The following is a 16677-nucleotide window of genomic DNA, read 5'->3' as shown; positions in this document are numbered from 1 at the left end:
AACTCTGAAGGAAGTCCAAAACTCATATTATAAGCTGAGGAGCAGGAGATAATATTGCATTATCTTGATTTTTTGCACAAGGAAATGAGAAAAAGATGACGAATCTATTGAGCAAGACACCGATGTAAGCGCTAACAAAACGAGTATTGCACCGTATATATTGGTTGAATGGGGGTGAGCCTGAGAAAACATTTGTCAGATTTGTGAGAAGCAACGATAACGATAGGAACGTATTCAGAATCGGCTGATTACTTTGATCTCAAAATGACTCGCATATTCAAATGATATTGAAGAAGGAGGTTGAATTCATTGACTAAGGCAAAAAACAGGTTGAGAATTGCTTGTTTGGCGCTTGTGGTAGCGGGTGCTTCCTGGACAGGAATGATAGCACCGGCTCATGCTGCTCCAAGTGACGATTACAGTTGGAAAAGTGTCGTTACGGGTGGAGGTGGTGGTTTTGTACCTGGCATTATTTTTAATGAAACGGAAAAAGACCTGATCTATGCCCGGACAGATATTGGAGGAGCTTACCGCTGGAATGCTGCCAATGAGGGCTGGATTCCGCTGACGGATTCTGTGGGTTGGGAGGATTGGAACAAAAATGGTGTCGATGCACTAGCGACTGATCCTGTTGATCCGAATCGTGTATATATAGCTACAGGTACGTATACTAATTCATGGGATAAACAAAACGGGCAAATTATGCGTTCCACCGACAGGGGCAATACGTGGCAGACAACCAAGCTTCCTTTTAAGGTGGGGGGCAATATGCCGGGGCGTTCAATGGGTGAACGTCTGACGATTGATCCAAATAAGAATAATATTTTGTTCTTTGGAGCTCGAAGTGGTAATGGACTATGGAAAAGCTCTGATTTTGGAGCAACTTGGAGCAAGGTAAGCAGTTTCCCGAATCCAGGGACGTATGTACAGGACCCTTCCAATGAATATACCAGCGACATTGTCGGTTTAGCGTGGATCACCTTTGACAAAAAAACAGGCTCTTCCAATAAAGCAACGCAGACGATCTATGTAGGTGTTGCAGATAAAAAGCAAAGTGTCTATCGCAGTACAGATGGCGGGACAACCTGGTCTGCTATAGCGGGACAGCCTACGGGCTATTTGCCACATCACGGTGTGTTATCACCGGACGGCAATCTATATATTTCTTATAGCGATGGAGCAGGTCCATATGATGGATCAAAGGGTGAACTGTGGAAATTGAATACAGCAAGCGGGCAGTGGACTAACATTAGCCCCATAGGTAGCAGTAGTGCGGACAATCACTTTGGATATGGTGGACTGACGGTGGATGCCCAGAAGCCAGGTACACTCATGGTTGCTACGTTGAATGCCTGGTGGCCGGATGAAACGATTTATCGCAGCACTGATAGTGGGGCAACTTGGAGTCCTATTTGGGAATTTGATGGTTATCCGTCTCGTAAGCTAAAATACAATCTGGATATAAGCAGTGCGCCTTGGCTGACTTTCAATGCCAACCCTGCTCCACCGGAAGTATCGCCCAAGCTGGGGTGGATGATTGGAGATCTGGAGATAGATCCATTTAATTCAGACCATATGTTGTACGGCACCGGAGCTACGATTTATGGCTCTAAAAATCTGACCAATTGGGATAAAGGAGGAAAGCTGGATATTTCAGTAGCCGCTAAAGGGGTAGAGGAAACGGCGATTTTGGATTTGGTGAGCCCTCCAACCGGCGCGCCTTTGGTGAGCGCAGTAGGTGATGTCTCTGGATTCAGACACGACGATTTATTCAAGGCTCCAGCTAAAATGCTGGATAATCCGACCTTTACAAGCAGCGAAAGCATTGATTATGCTGAGCTGAATCCTTCTTTTATGGCCCGGGTAGGTAAAGCGGATTATAAAAAAGACCCAAATGCCAAATCCATCGGTTTTTCCAATGATGGCGGAGCCAACTGGTATAAAGCAAATAGCGAGCCTTCCGGTACAGCAGGAGGAGGCAGCATCGCCGTAGCGGCAGATGGGAATGGCTTACTGTGGAGTACATCAGACAAAGGTGTGTTCTACTCCAAAACTGGCGGCAACTCATGGACAGCAAGCACAGGGATTCCAGCGAATGCAAAGATCGTCTCTGATCGAGTGAACCCTAATAAATATTACGCATTTGCCTCCGGGAAAATATATGTGAGCACCAATGGAGGGGTATCCTTTACGCCATCAGCGGTAACTGGCTTACCGACAGCAGGCAATGCTGATATTGATGCTGTACGAGGAGCAGAAGGAGATGTATGGTTCGCCGGAGGCTCCGAGGATGGAGGACCATACGGCTTATGGCATTCCAAGGATTCTGGCGCTACGTTCACCAAGCTCTCTAATGTGCAGGAAGCGGATTTTGTAGGCTTTGGTAAGGCAGCGCCGAACCGTACGAATGCAGCGGTATTTATAATTGGTAAAATTGATGGTACACGTGGATTTTACCGTTCGGACGATGCTGGCGCAAACTGGGCGCGCATCAATGATGACAAGCATCAATATGCTCGAGTGACCAAAATTATTGGGGACCCTCGGGTTTACGGACGTGCTTATCTGGGAACGAATGGCCGCGGCATTCTGGTGGCAGATCGTGTGGGTGGTGATCAGCCATCTACCGGACAAGCAAGTATTACACCAACGACTGCAACCTATGGAGTAGATAACAGTAATACCGATATTACTGTCAAGCTTACACTTAACGGTAATACGCTAGAAGCGATCAAGCAGGGGAGCGTGGTGCTGAACAAGGGTGAAGATTATACAGTTAGTGAAGAAACAGTCGTTCTTACTAACAAGTATTTATCGAAACTCCCTAAAGGAGAGACCACGCTCAACTTCCATTTTAGTACAGGCACTGATGCGTTGTTCACGATTACGGTGAAAGGGGATACGCCAAGTGAGCCGGGAACAGGCGAGGGCGTTCTGAAGGTGCAAGCCTTCAATGGGAATGTATCCGCCACAAGCAATACAATCAGTTCCAAATTTAAAATAACCAATACGGGAACCTCATCAATTTCCCTAGCAGACGTGACATTGCGTTATTATTACACCATTAACGGGGAGAAAGCACAAAATTTCTTTACGGATTGGTCGAGCGTCGGTACAGGGAATGTGATTGCTAGCTTCAAAACATTATCCAATGCGAAGCCAGGGGCAGATTCTTATGCAGAAATCGGGTTTAACTCAGCTGCGAGTTCTTTAGAGCCCGGTCAAAGTGTGGAGTTGCAAACCCGGATATCCAAAGAGGACTGGAGCAGTTACACACAAACCGATGATTATTCATTTAATCCCACAGCAAACAGTTTACAAGATTCTGCTAAAATAACCGCTTACCTGTCTGGAAGCAAGCAATGGGGAATTGAGCCCTAAACCTTAATAAGGATAATCCTAAGTCAGCCACTCTAATGAGTGAGCTGGCTTTATTTTTGACGACCTGTTGTCCCGCATTCTTTTTTTGGGGAAAAAGCAACGACAAGTTGAAAACAGCTACTAATAGAGATTCAAATTATATAATATAATTATTTCACTATATGAAAAATTCATAATAGAAAAAAACTCTTTCTCGCATACGATCTCCACAAAACAAACACACCACTTTAAGTAGAAAAAAGAAACACTAACACGAACATATGTTCCCTTTATCTTGAAAAAGAAACGCTCCTGTCCTTAGACAAAAAGCGTCTTTAATCCATTTTTTATATTTATCATACACCTCAAACAAGATGCCGAGATGCTGAAATTAACAGTGTCATCGTAATGACATTCACAATCGTGGAAAGTAATACTGTTTGTGCGGCAAAATCGGGTTCATTTTTATATTCTTCCGCCAAAATACTTGTATTAACACCGGTAGGCATACCCGATGCAATGAGCAAGGCTTGAGCGGGAATCCCCTTAAGACCCAGCAGCAAGACGAGCATAAAACCGACTATTGGACCAGCAATCAGGCGTAGTACCATACTGATGTACACGGCTGTCCGGCGCAAACGAAAGGGATATTGCACAATTTGTGCTCCCAAAGTAAGCAGAGCTACAGCAACCATCGACTGACTAATATAATTCAAAGGTTCAGCCAGTAAATTAGGCAATGGACTATGCAGCAGATTTAGGAGCAAACCTAGCGCAAGCGCATAGGGAACAGGCATTTTCAAAAAATTAATTAATATTTTTCGAGTATTGGCCTTGCCGTTTTGTACAACAAAAGTGCCGTATGTAAATGTGACAAAGCTTTGAAAGGTCATAATCAGAGCTTGAACGGAAATGGCCAAAGGGTCACCTTTGAACACTAACTGATTGATTGGCAGACCATAATTTCCTGAATTATCTAGCATTACACTATTTGTAAAAGCTCCACGCATTCCGGGACTGTATTTCAGAGATCTGGCGACAGTAGTGCTGATTACGTACAGAATAGCTATGTACAAGGCATAAAAAAGTGAAACCTCACCCATGAGCATTAAAGAAATTTCCGAGTTATAAAGACCCGTAAAAACAACTGCGGGGGTGATATAGTAAAAATTGATTTTAGCTAAGGTATACAAATCCAGTCGAAAATAATATTGCATGATACAACCAAAACCGATAAGTACAAAAATAGGTAAAACAACGTCCAAAAGAATGGTGCCGAACATGTCTGTTTCATCTTCTTTCTATTATGCGAATGTAAAGGCTGATACTTAAAAATGCATGTGTAATTCTCATTATACTGTGTAAATAGGTTAGGCGTATAATAAAATTTTATAGTGGTTTTTTGCAATCTGGACTGCGGCTATATTGGTGTCTCACACATTAGTTAAAGAAAAGATAAAAAATCAGCTTAGAGAAGCCGTTAATACATCTAGGGACATTTGAGCCCGGTCTTTACTATAAGGAGGAATCGCATCATGAGAAACACTTGGACAGCTTTACTAGCGTGTATACTGGTCTTGGGATTGGCAGCGGGAACCGCTGAAGCCAAGCAGGGACGCGGAAATGATCAGGAGAACAAACAGGAAGCAAAGACGTCTGTTAAAGACGGGAATGAAAAGAGCGGGGAAGAGCTAATCAATCCCCATGACTCAGACAATGATCAGTCCAAAAAACAAAAGGACAAAGCATCCGGCAAAAAGGATGAAAACAGTAAAAAAGAAAAACAGGCTGAAATCAGAAAAACCGAACCTGTTGCAGTAACGGATGATACGTACGAGGAGTCCAAAGACCATAATGGTCACAAGGGACGCAACGGTTACAAGGGTCTGCTTCACGCGGTAGAAAATACGAAGGATAAGCCGGCAGGAGCGGTTATTGCGAATCTGCTGCTTACGAAATACCCGGACCGTTTGACTCCAGAGCAGGTTGCTGAACTTGAATTGATCCGGAATTCTGGTAAAGCACTGACTGAGGCAGCTGAGCTACTGGCTGAAAACGGAAATGTGACAGATGCCGTATACATGCAGGAGGAGGCGGTACTGGCTAATGTGTCCGACCTGGACAGCTACAAAAAGCTCGGTGAATTCTCGAAGAAGGCTGGACGGCCGTCGGGTATGAAGCTGTTCGTGAATGGTGAAGAATACGATGCCAAACCGATTAACCGCAAGGGGACCACACTTGTTCCGTTTAGAACAGCTTCCGAAGCTTTGGATGCAAAGGTTTCCTGGGATCCGAAAGAAAAGGCTGTTACTGTCACCCGTAACGGCGTGTCCGTCAAATTATTTGTTAACAGTCCGAAAGCATATATTAACGGTCAGCCATATTCTATCGAGCAGCCAGCATCCATAGTGGATGGGACGACAATGGTACCTGTAAGGGTAATCGGAGAGGCCTTGGGGACAAATGTTAAATGGGAGCCTGAAAGCCAGTCCGTTGTTGTATACGAGCAGCCAACAACAACTACTACATCAACATCATAACGTGTTGTAAACAAACAAAATTTTGAAAGCAAAAAGGGCCCCTGACTAAATGTCAGGCCTTTTTGTTTTACCTTGCAATTAATGATTTCGTATTCTTTTTAATGGTGAGAAGATGGATAGCCTTCATGATACTACCAAGCTATTCGCATTATGTGTTGGTCATGTGTACAATTAAATAGAGAATACTGAGAAAAGGGAGTGTCATAGATGGATTTAGGATTAACGGGAAAAATAGCCTTTGTTGCAGGTTCCAGTAAAGGACTCGGCAAGGCAAGCGCACGGGAGCTGGCACGCGAGGGTGCGAATGTCGTCATTTCAGGACGGAACGAAGCAGAGCTTCAGCGGACGCAGGCGGAATTACTGGAAACAGCGAGTGGCCGCGTTGAATATGTAGTTTGCGATGTAACAAAACCAGAACATATCTCCCAGGCCATCCGCCGTACAGCTGATTTGTTTGGCACCGTTGATATTTTGGTTAACAATGCGGGTGGGCCTCCTGCCGGTACCTTTGATGATTTTACAGATGAAGTGTGGATGCAGGCCTTTGAACAAAATTTACTTAGTCATATCCGGTTGATCCGTGAGGTGTTACCTTATATGAAAAAACAACAAAACGGTAGGATTTTAAATATTGCTTCTTCCTCAGTTAAACAGCCAATTCCGGGGTTAATCATTTCAAATACGCTACGTACTGGAGTCGCTGGATTGGCGAAAACATTGTCTCTGGAATTAGCTCCTCATAATATTCTGGTACATACTGTAGCACCGGGGAGAATTGCAACCGATCGCGTGCGTAGCTTGGACGAGCATCGAGCTGAGAAAACCCAGCAAACGACGGATCAGGTTCGTAAACAAGCAGAAGAGGGCATTCCATTGGGGCGGTATGGAGAGCCTGAAGAGTTCGGTAAAGTTGTTGCTTTTCTGGCGTCTTCAGCTTCATCCTATTTGACAGGGAGCACCATCCTTGTGGATGGCGGAATGATTAAATCGTTATAAAATAAAGATGCGTGCCAGCTCAGGTTTAATTGGGTGCTGGCACGCTTTTTTAAAATTTATTTAGGGAATAGATAATCTTCATTCACGGCCTGGAAGCTCACAACCCTCATCGGTACATATACCACCTTCATCTTGTTTGGACGAGCTGCCGCTTATCATGGTGAAAGGTGAGCGTTCATCCCATGCTTTTTGAAGCGCATCATGGAATACTTCCTCCGGCTGGGCACCAGAAACAGCAAATTTTCGATCAAATACAAAGAATGGTACACCCTGAACACCTAACTCAGCGCCTTCGGATTCATCAGCTCTAACTTCGTCGGTAAAACGATCACTGGCTAATATAGCAGCCGCTTCCTTTTGATCCAAACCAACCTCAGTAGCCAGCGCTACCAGCACTTCATGATCCCCTGTATGCTTGCCTTCGATGAATACAGCCTGGAATAAACGCTCGCTCAGCTCCAGCATTTTGCCTTGTGTTTGAGCCCAAAGTGTTAAGCGGTGAGCATCAAGAGAGTTCGTCGGCACCATGGCATGAATATTATAATCAAGACCCGCAGAGCGTGCGTTTTCGTTCATTCGATCATTCATAGCCTGAGCCTCTTGCAGACTGACCCCATATTTAGCGGATAGTTCTTCATTGATCGTTTTACCGCTATCTCTCACAGCATCCGGGTTCAATTCGAAACTCTTGAATGTCAATTGCACCTCATTGCGATGTGGAAATTGCTGTAATACTTGCTCCAAACGGCGTTTGCCAATATAACAGAATGGGCACATATAATCAGACCATACTTCAATATTCATCAGGAAAAAGCCTCCATGTATACGTATTTTATTGAGTAACCGGGAGAGGTGCTCCCCACTTTAGAATGTGTATAAAGGTGGAACTTCATTAGTTACAATAAGAATTATAAAGCTAAAGCATTCAACGTGCAAATAATTAATGCTTGTCAAAAAATTAATGCTATGATATTTTATATGTGTAACCGGTTACACATTGGAGTTGAACCTACACTATGACAACAATTAAAGAAGTCGCCAGCTTTGCAGGTGTTTCCGTAGCGACCGTATCCAGAGTTATTAATGAAACTGGATATGTACATGAGGATACACGGCGAAAGGTAGAGGCTGCTGTGAGGCAGTTAAATTACAAGCCCAATGAAGTTGCACGTTCTTTGTATAAAAAGAAATCCAGATTAATCGGCCTGCTGCTGCCGGATATTACGAACCCTTACTTTCCCTTGTTAGCTCGTGGGGTGGAGGATCGAATGCAGGAAAATGATTTTCGGATTATTTTCGGTAATAGTGATGAAGATCGCCAAAAAGAATTGGATTACATGGATACTTTTGTTCAAAATAATGTCGTTGGTGTTATTTCTTCTACCAATGATCCCGATGCCGACTGTTACGCCAAACTGAAGATCCCGGTCGTTTTTCTCGATCGAACTTCCAGTGACAGCCTCTCCGTATATGCGGATGGAGCCCATGGCGGTTGCTTGGCTGCTCAAGAAATGGTTGCCCGCGGCAGCAAACAAATTACAGTCATGCAGGGCCCTGCACATATTCGTCCAGCACAAGACCGTTTTCGCGGGGCGGTTGAAGAGCTTCAGCAATCCGGAATTGCTTACCATGTGGTCGAGACAACTTCCTTTTCATTCAAGGAGGCCGAGTCGTGGGCCAAAGAGCTGTTTAGCAAGTACCCGGATACGGACGGAGTTATCGCAAGTAACGATATCGTGGCTACAGCGGTGATGCATGAGGCACATAGATTAGGAAAGAAAATCCCGGATGATGTTCAAATTATCGGGTTTGATGATATACCATTAAGCAGTTTGTTATTCCCGCCTTTGTCAACGATCCGACAACCTGCTTATGAAATGGGCTGGGAAGCAGCAGGACTACTCATTCAGTTGATTGAGCAGTCGCAAGTAACGAAATCAAGCGTACCTAATCTTCATTCGAAAGTACTTACCTATTCAAGCATACAATTGCCCGTCAAATTTATAGAACGGGAAACGACGAGAAAGGTGGATTATGATGGCTAAAATTTCGATTATCGGAAGCAGTTCTATGGATCTCGTAGTTACTTCGTCCAAACGTCCCGGTGCTGGTGAAACGGTATTGGGTGAAAGCTTTACAACCGTACCTGGAGGTAAAGGAGCCAATCAGGCAGTAGCCGCAGCACGACTCGGAGCAGACGTTACGATGATTGGACGTGTAGGGGATGACCATTTTGGAGAACAGATTTTACGAAATTTTGAAGAAAATCATGTTCATACTGGCTATGTGAAACCGGCTATACATATGGAAAGCGGTACAGCGCATATTGTACTAGCTGAAGGTGATAACAGTATTGTGGTGGTAAAAGCAGCAAATAATGAAGTGACACCCGCCTATGTGGAAGAAGCGCTTGACGTCATCCGAAGTTCGGATATTGTGCTAATTCAACAGGAAATACCGTCGGAAACGGTTGTTTATGTAAGCGAGATTTGTGCGAAGTACCAGGTACCCTTGTTGCTGAATCCAGCCCCGGCTCGTGAAGTGGAAGAAAGCGTAATTGCGAATGCGACCTACATTACGCCAAACGAGCATGAAGCTGCCATTATGTTTAAGGATATGAGCCTGCAAGAAGCGTTGCGTAAATATCCCAACAAGCTGTTTGTGACTGAGGGCAGCAACGGTGTACGATTCTTCGACGGAGAACAGGAAGTCGTGGTTCCTACTTATAAAGTAGAGGCCGTTGATACAACAGGTGCAGGAGATACGTTTAACGCTGCTTTTGCAGTGGCATTGGCTGAAGGAAATTCGCTGGCAGACAGTGTGAAATTTGCTAATCGTGCTGCGTCATTGTCCGTAACCAAATTTGGAGCCCAAGGTGGAATGCCAACCCGTCGTGAAGTGGAGGAGCAAATATAATATGAAGAAACATGGAATCCTAAACAGTCATATATCCAAAATACTGTCGGATCTCGGCCACACAGACTATATTGTCGTGGCTGATGCCGGCTTACCTGTTCCTGAAGGCGTTACCAAAATTGATTTGGCCCTTAAGCTGGGTGTTCCATCCTTTCAGGACGTCGTTGATGTCATTGCAGCAGATATGGTGATCGAAAAAATAACGCTGGCCGAAGAAATCAAACAAGAAAATGAACAAGCATTGCAGTATATTATGCGCAACTTTGCAGGGGAGCAATTAGAACATCCACAGATTAATACGCAGGCTGCCGTCATTGAGTTTTGCTCTCATGAACAATTCAAGGAGCTGACCCGTTATGCGAAGGCGGTCATTCGTACAGGAGAGGCTAAGCCATTTGCCAATTGTATTTTGCAGGCAGGAGTTCATTTTGGATAAATCAATGTTGAATAAAAAGGAGGGTACAGCATGCAGATTCAAATGAAAGGAATTCACAAAGCCTTTGGAACCAATCAGGTACTGAGTGGTGTTGACTTTGATCTTCGTGAAGGAGAAGTACATGCCCTCATGGGTGAAAATGGTGCAGGAAAATCAACGCTGATGAATATTTTAATCGGACTGCATCGGCGAGATGAGGGAACGATCATCATTGACGGCCAGGAAACCTATTTTGCCGACCCCAAAGAAGCGGAGCAAAAAGGAATTGCTTTTATTCACCAGGAATTAAATGTGTGGCCGGAGATGACCGTGCTGGAAAATCTGTTTATCGGCAAGGAAATGACATCCAAGTGGGGCTTACTAGACAGCTCTAAAATGAAAGCGTTAGCAAATGAGCAATTCAGCAAGCTTTCGGTAAACCTTCCATTGAACGGTGAAGCAGGCGAGTGTTCAGTGGGTCAACAGCAGATGATTGAAATAGCCAAAGCACTCATGACGGATGCTAAAGTTATCGTGATGGATGAGCCGACAGCCGCCTTAACCGAACGGGAAATTCAGAAGCTGTTCGAGGTTATTACTTCCTTGAAAAAAGATGGTGTTTCGATTGTGTATATTTCACATCGGATGGAGGAGATATTCGCGATCTGTGATCGGATTACCATCATGCGTGACGGGAAAACGGTGGATACTCAGGCGATTCCCGATACAAATTTTGATGAAGTTGTACGGAAAATGGTAGGTAGAGAGCTGACTGAACGCTATCCGGTAAGAACGCCAGCTTTGGGAGAAGTGGTGCTGGAGGTCAAAAATGCTTCGCATAAAGGGTTATTTGAAGATGTGAATTTCACTGTACGATCTGGTGAAATTGTAGGTTTTTCAGGCTTGATGGGCTCGGGACGGACCGAGATCATGCGAGCGTTATTTGGACTGGATGCTTTGGATCGTGGTGAGATCCATGTACGTGGAAAAAAGGTGACTATTCGCAAGCCGGATGACGCGGTGAAACTAGGGATTGGCTTCATTACAGAAGACCGAAAAGATGAGGGCTTGGTTCTGGATTTTTCCATTCGGGAAAATATGGTGCTGCCAAATCTCTTCAGCTTTACCTCAAAAGGATTTATTTCAGGTAAAAAAGAGTTGGATTTTGTTAACACTTTAATTAAGCGCTTACAAATTAAAACCCAATCGGGTGAAACAACGGTTCGCAGTTTGTCAGGTGGTAATCAGCAAAAGGTGGTTATTGCCAAATGGGTAGGTATTGGTCCAAATGTACTCATTCTTGACGAACCGACGAGAGGTGTAGATGTGGGAGCCAAGCGGGAAATCTACCAGTTGATGAACGAGCTGACCGAACGTGGAGTCGCGATTATCATGGTATCCTCGGAACTCCCTGAGGTACTCGGCATGAGCGATCGTATAGTCGTGGTGCACGAGGGAAAGATCAGCGGAGAGCTGAGCAGGGAAGAAGCCACACAAGAAAATATTATGACGCTAGCTACAGGAGGACAGTAATATGACAACTATGAATGAAACAAAAAGCAGCAAAGGCTTTCAAATGTCACAAATCACACAGAAGCTTGGCCCGTTGTTGGGACTCATTATTTTGGTGATTATCGTATCGGTCTTAAATCCCAGCTTTTTGGAACCGCTTAATATTTTGAATTTATTGCGCCAGGTATCCATTAATGCGTTGATTGCGTTCGGTATGACCTTCGTTATTCTCACAGGCGGAATAGATTTGTCAGTCGGCTCCATATTAGCACTATCCAGTGCGTTTGTCGCAAATATGATGCTGGCCGGGTTCGATCCTATTTTGGCGATTATCATCGGCTGTGCATTGGGTGGCGTGATGGGGATGGTCAACGGCTTGATGATTACGAAGGGTAAAATGGCTCCGTTCATCGCTACACTAGCAACCATGACCATTTTCAGAGGATTGACACTCGTTTATACCAATGGTAACCCTATTACAGGACTCGGGGACAGTCTGGTATTTCAATTGTTCGGTCGTGGCTATCAGTTCGGTATTCCGGTTCCAGCGATTACGATGCTCATTACCTTTGCTGTCCTATGGATCATTTTGCATAAAACACCATTCGGACGTAAAACGTATGCCATTGGTGGTAACGAGAAGGCTTCGATTGTATCTGGTATAAAAGTGCCGCGTGTAAAAATTTGGATTTACTCTCTGGCTGGAATGCTCTCCGCATTGGCGGGAGCTATCTTGACTTCACGTTTGAACTCGGCGCAACCGACAGCAGGTACTTCTTATGAATTGGACGCCATTGCGGCTGTCGTATTAGGTGGAACAAGTCTCTCGGGAGGACGCGGACGAATCGTAGGTACGTTAATTGGTGTGCTTATCATCGGTACACTAAACAATGGCTTGAACTTGCTGGGGGTTAACTCTTTTTATCAAATGGTAGTAAAAGGGATAGTCATCGCTATTGCTGTATTGATTGACCGTAAAAAATCCGCATAATATACCTAATCTGCGTAGAAGGAGACACATAAATATGAAAAAGCTTACATTAATCATGACTGCATTGCTGCTCCTGCTCATGACAGGGTGTTCCTTGGAACCGCCCGAATGGGCGAAACCTAAAGCGGCCGCGAACCTGAAGGACATCAAAATCGGCTTGTCGATCTCAACACTGAATAATCCATTCTTCGTATCTCTCAAAGACGGAGTTGTGGCAGAGGCCAAAAAACAAGGAATGCAGGTCATTGTTGTGGATGCACAAAATGATTCGGCGAAACAAAGTAATGACGTGGATGATCTGATTCAACAGGGAGTAAACGCGTTACTCATTAATCCGACAGATTCGTCGGCCATCTCCACTGTGGTACAATCAGCGAATGCATTGAACATCCCGGTTATTACACTGGATCGTTCTGCTGACAAAGGCGATGTAAAAGCACTCGTCGCTTCAGACAACGTAGAGGGAGGACGAATGGCTGCCAGATATGTGATTGATCAAGTTGGAAAAGGTGCCAAGGTGATTGAGCTGGAAGGTGTTCCAGGAGCATCCGCTACCCGTGAACGCGGAAAAGGATTTCATGAAGTAGCAGATAAGGATCTGAAAGTCATAGCCAAACAATCGGCCGATTTTGATCGGACCAAAGGTTTGAACGTGATGGAAAATCTGCTGCAAGGCAACCCGGACGTTCAGGCAGTATTTGCCCACAATGATGAAATGGCGTTGGGTGCGATCGAAGCAATCCAAAGCTCAGGTAAAAACATTCCAGTCATCGGTTTTGACGGTAACGAGGATGCGCTTAAATCAATTAAGGAAGGGAAACTGACAGCCACCGTAGCTCAGCAACCCGAGCTTATTGGTCAATTGGCGGTGCAGGCAGCCAAGGATGTACTTCAAGGTAAAACCGTGAAAACATCAATTCCCGCTAAGCTGGAGTTAGTGGATCAATCGAAATAAAAAGGGCGCTTGACCCAACATATTAAGCTATTCGGACTGATGCTGTAATGCGCATCAGTTCTTTTTTTGGCTATTCTACGATGACGATACATACACATAAATGGAAGTTTTTTATTTTTGTATTGTAAGAAGAGACGGTAAAAGATAGAATAACAATTATATGATAATGAGAATCACTATCATATTATGAATTGTATATATCTAAGGAGGACGTATATTGTGCAACAAAGGTACAGATTAAAATGGGAATCCACGCTTTGTCTTCTGGTTCTTTTGATGGTTGTATTGAGTGCATGTGGAAACGCAGCTAGCAACAACCAGACAAACGACAAGACCAGCACTAATGATCCTTCCGGGCAATCCAAGACGGTTGTCATGCGCGAATATACTGATGCCACTGGCAATAAGATCAGTATCCCTGCAAATCCACAGCGAGTTGTCACGACACAATATTTGGATGCTATGCTGGCCTTGGGAGTTAAGCCTGCAGGTGCTGCTTCCCATTTGTTAGAAGGCGACTATTTAAAAGGTAAGATTGACGGAGTGGCGGATATTGGGAACCCGACAAATGTAGAAAAGGTGCTGGAGTTACAACCGGACCTGATCATCACAACAGAATATACCACGCCCGAAGTGAAGGAGCAGCTAGAGAAAATTGCTCCAACCGTAGTCGTTTCGTTTGGAGAAGGCGATGTATTTGAGCAACTGCGGAATGTCGCAGCCGTGCTGGGTAAGGACAAGGAAGCCGAGCAGTGGATCGCTAGTTTCAACAAAAAGGCTGAGGAAGGTCGAAAGAAGCTGGTTGGAAAATTCAAAAAAGATGAAACGGTTACGATTTATATGGCCTACGATAAGAATGTGTTAAGAGTATACGGAGCGCGGAATGTAGGACATGTTATTTACCGTTCACTGGAATTGAATCCCCCTGAGTACATACGCCAGAAGCTGGCGAAGGACCCGAGATTTAATTATGTTTATGATGTTATTTCAATGGAAAAGTTACCTGAACTATCAGGAGACCGAATTATTATGCTGGTTTATGATGAAGCGAGCAAGGACGGAATGCTTAAGCAAATTGAGCAAAGTGCATTGTGGAGAAATCTCCCGGCTGTTAAAAACCACAAAGTGTATTTCATCAAAGCCGATCCGTGGTTTACGTACTCACCGCTAGCCGTTGACGAATCGCTCGATGAGGCCGTTAAAATGTTTTCCGTTGATCCGAAGTGATCAGTTCAAATGAAATAAGAAAGGGGAGGTCATAACCATGCTTAGACGATTTTTTGAATACTACCGTCCTTACCGGACTTTATTCATCATTGATTTCTCTTGTGCCTTGCTAGCTGCACTGCTGGAGTTGGCTTTTCCGCTTGCAGTCAACCGGGTGGTCGATGATTTGCTACCCAGCGGGAACTGGAAATGGATTTTATATGCTTGCCTAGCTCTGCTCGGTATTTACGTCATAAGTGCTGCCCTGAATTACGTGGTTACCTATTGGGGACACAAGCTGGGCATTAACATCGAATCGGACATGCGTAAAAAGCTGTTTGATCGGGTACAAAAGCAATCTTTTCGGTTTTTTGACAATAACAAGACAGGGCATCTTGTTTCACGTATGACTAATGATCTGATGGATATTGGGGAAATTGCCCATCACGGACCTGAAGATTTGTTCATTGCGTTGATGACACTGGGGGGAGCCTTTGGTATCATGCTCGGTATTAACTGGAAGCTGGCTGTACTGACTTTCATCATTGTACCCCTCATGATTTACTTGTCTCTTTATTTCAGCCGTAAAATGTCTGCTGCTTTCCATCGTATGTTTTCTGATATTGCGGATTATAACGCTCGTATCGAAAATAATGTAAGCGGGATTCGCGTTGTTCAAGCGTTCTCCAACGAAGCACATGAAATGGAACGTTTTGCTGAAAATAATGGGCGTTTCCGTAAAACGAAGCTGATCGCGTACCGGATTATGGCCTGGAATTCCTCGATTAGTTTTATACTAATGAAGCTGGTTTCATTGTTTGTGCTAGTATGTGGAACATGGTTTGTTATTGAAGGACAGATGACCTACGGGGAATTTATCGCATTTGTGATGCTGTCTAATGTATTCCTGGGGCCGATTAAACAAATTAATTCTGTCATCGAAACGTATCCGAAAGGGATTGCTGGCTTCCGACGGTACCTGGATTTGCTGGAAAGTGAATCGGATGTAGAAGATCTGCCTGGGGCCAAGGCGGTTAGCCATCTTAATGGAGATATTCAATTTGCAGGTGTAACGTTTGGTTACGAAAACAAAGATAAGGTATTACGCAAAGTGGACCTATCTATCCATGCGGGTGAAACCGTAGCACTTGTGGGTCCTTCAGGAGCAGGTAAAACGACACTTTGCAGTTTGTTGCCTCGCTTCTACGATGTCGAGGAAGGCAGCATTACTATTGATGGAATGGATATCCGTGAAATGAAGCTGGAATCGCTGCGATCCATGATTGGTATCGTACAACAGGATGTATTCCTCTTTGATGGAACGATTCGTGAAAATATTGCTTACGGTAAGCTCGATGCTTCGGAAGAAGAAATCTGGGATGCTGCTCGTCGAGCTCAGATTGAAGACCTTGTTCGCTCATATCCGGATGGTCTGGATACAATGATCGGTGAGCGAGGTGTGAAGCTCTCCGGTGGTCAAAAGCAACGTTTGTCTATTGCCCGGATGTTCCTTAAAAATCCGCCAATTCTCATTTTAGATGAAGCAACCTCAGCATTGGATACAGAGACAGAAGCCGCGATTCAGCAAGCGCTGACAGAGCTATCCCAAGGCCGTACGACACTCGTTATCGCGCATCGTCTGGCAACGATCAAAAATGCTGACCGCATTATCGTAGTTGCAGATCAAGGGATTGCCGAGCAAGGCAGACATGAAGAGTTATTGGCAGTAAAAGGGGCATATAGCCGCCTGCACCAAGCTCAATACGGAACGTAAATAGGCCAATAT

General features: G+C 44.6%; 13 protein-coding genes. 11 read left to right on the top strand and 2 right to left on the bottom strand.

The genetic code is table 11. The annotated features are described in order from the left end of the window. The first annotated feature begins 309 nt into the window (after nt 1–309). On the top strand, nt 310–3381 hold the full coding sequence (locus G9G54_RS06855; protein ID WP_165176963.1) for a X2-like carbohydrate binding domain-containing protein: 3072 nt from the start codon (nt 310–312) through the stop codon (nt 3379–3381). Nucleotides 3382–3725: 344 nt separating this feature from the next. On the opposite strand, the gene G9G54_RS06850 is transcribed toward G9G54_RS06855, so the two are convergent. Beyond that, nucleotides 3726–4643 (bottom strand): AEC family transporter, encoded by a 918-nt coding sequence (locus G9G54_RS06850; protein ID WP_069289660.1) that lies wholly within the window; start codon nt 4641–4643, stop codon nt 3726–3728. 252 nt (nt 4644–4895) lie between these two features. Here G9G54_RS06850 and G9G54_RS06845 point away from each other — a divergent pair, with 252 nt between their 5' ends. Together G9G54_RS06845 and G9G54_RS06840 are read left to right on the top strand one after the other, a co-directional pair. Then, the gene (locus G9G54_RS06845; protein WP_165176961.1) at nt 4896–5900 is read left to right on the top strand and encodes a copper amine oxidase N-terminal domain-containing protein; all 1005 of its coding nucleotides are present in this window, start codon (nt 4896–4898) and stop codon (nt 5898–5900) included. Nucleotides 5901–6107: 207 nt separating this feature from the next. Next, entirely contained in the window at nt 6108–6896 is a 789-nt protein-coding gene (locus G9G54_RS06840) for an SDR family oxidoreductase (RefSeq protein WP_165176959.1), read from the top strand. Nucleotides 6897–6974: 78 nt separating this feature from the next. Here the strand turns inward: G9G54_RS06840 and G9G54_RS06835 are convergent, their stop codons facing one another. Continuing rightward, nucleotides 6975–7700, bottom strand: coding sequence for a DsbA family oxidoreductase (locus tag G9G54_RS06835; RefSeq protein WP_165176957.1), 726 nt, complete (start codon nt 7698–7700; stop codon nt 6975–6977). 212 nt (nt 7701–7912) lie between these two features. Between G9G54_RS06835 and G9G54_RS06830 the strand changes: the two genes are divergently transcribed. The 8 genes from G9G54_RS06830 to G9G54_RS06795 all read left to right on the top strand — a co-directional run bounded on the left by G9G54_RS06830 (nt 7913) and on the right by G9G54_RS06795 (nt 16665). Then, the gene (locus tag G9G54_RS06830) at nt 7913–8941 is read left to right on the top strand and encodes a LacI family DNA-binding transcriptional regulator (RefSeq protein WP_165176955.1); all 1029 of its coding nucleotides are present in this window, start codon (nt 7913–7915) and stop codon (nt 8939–8941) included. After that, the gene (gene rbsK, locus G9G54_RS06825; protein ID WP_165176953.1) at nt 8934–9812 is read left to right on the top strand and encodes a ribokinase; all 879 of its coding nucleotides are present in this window, start codon (nt 8934–8936) and stop codon (nt 9810–9812) included. Before G9G54_RS06830 ends, rbsK begins: the two co-directional genes overlap by 8 nt. Nucleotide 9813: 1 nt before the next feature. Further along, nucleotides 9814–10248, top strand: a complete 435-nt coding sequence (gene rbsD / locus G9G54_RS06820) for a D-ribose pyranase (RefSeq protein ID WP_165176951.1) — start codon at nt 9814–9816, stop codon at nt 10246–10248. Between the two features lie 30 nt (nt 10249–10278). Continuing rightward, on the top strand, nt 10279–11760 hold the full coding sequence (locus G9G54_RS06815; RefSeq protein ID WP_165176949.1) for a sugar ABC transporter ATP-binding protein: 1482 nt from the start codon (nt 10279–10281) through the stop codon (nt 11758–11760). Nucleotide 11761: 1 nt separating this feature from the next. Then, nucleotides 11762–12730, top strand: a complete 969-nt coding sequence (locus G9G54_RS06810; protein WP_165176947.1) for an ABC transporter permease subunit — start codon at nt 11762–11764, stop codon at nt 12728–12730. A 34-nt stretch (nt 12731–12764) separates the two neighbouring features. Continuing rightward, the gene (rbsB, locus tag G9G54_RS06805) at nt 12765–13685 is read left to right on the top strand and encodes a ribose ABC transporter substrate-binding protein RbsB (protein WP_025720638.1); all 921 of its coding nucleotides are present in this window, start codon (nt 12765–12767) and stop codon (nt 13683–13685) included. A gap of 219 nt (nt 13686–13904) precedes the next feature. After that, entirely contained in the window at nt 13905–14912 is a 1008-nt protein-coding gene (locus G9G54_RS06800) for an ABC transporter substrate-binding protein (RefSeq protein WP_165176945.1), read from the top strand. Nucleotides 14913–14949: 37 nt separating this feature from the next. Beyond that, nucleotides 14950–16665: an ABC transporter ATP-binding protein gene (locus G9G54_RS06795; RefSeq protein WP_025720642.1), complete on the top strand. Its 1716-nt coding sequence runs from the start codon at nt 14950–14952 to the stop codon at nt 16663–16665. Nucleotides 16666–16677 lie beyond the last annotated feature (12 nt).

The sequence above is a fragment of the Paenibacillus sp. EKM212P genome, from assembly GCF_011066115.1.
GTDB lineage: Bacteria > Bacillota > Bacilli > Paenibacillales > Paenibacillaceae > Paenibacillus > Paenibacillus polymyxa_B.
Note: the sequence above shows the minus strand (reverse complement) of the source record. Positions and strands in the feature narration are given on the sequence as shown.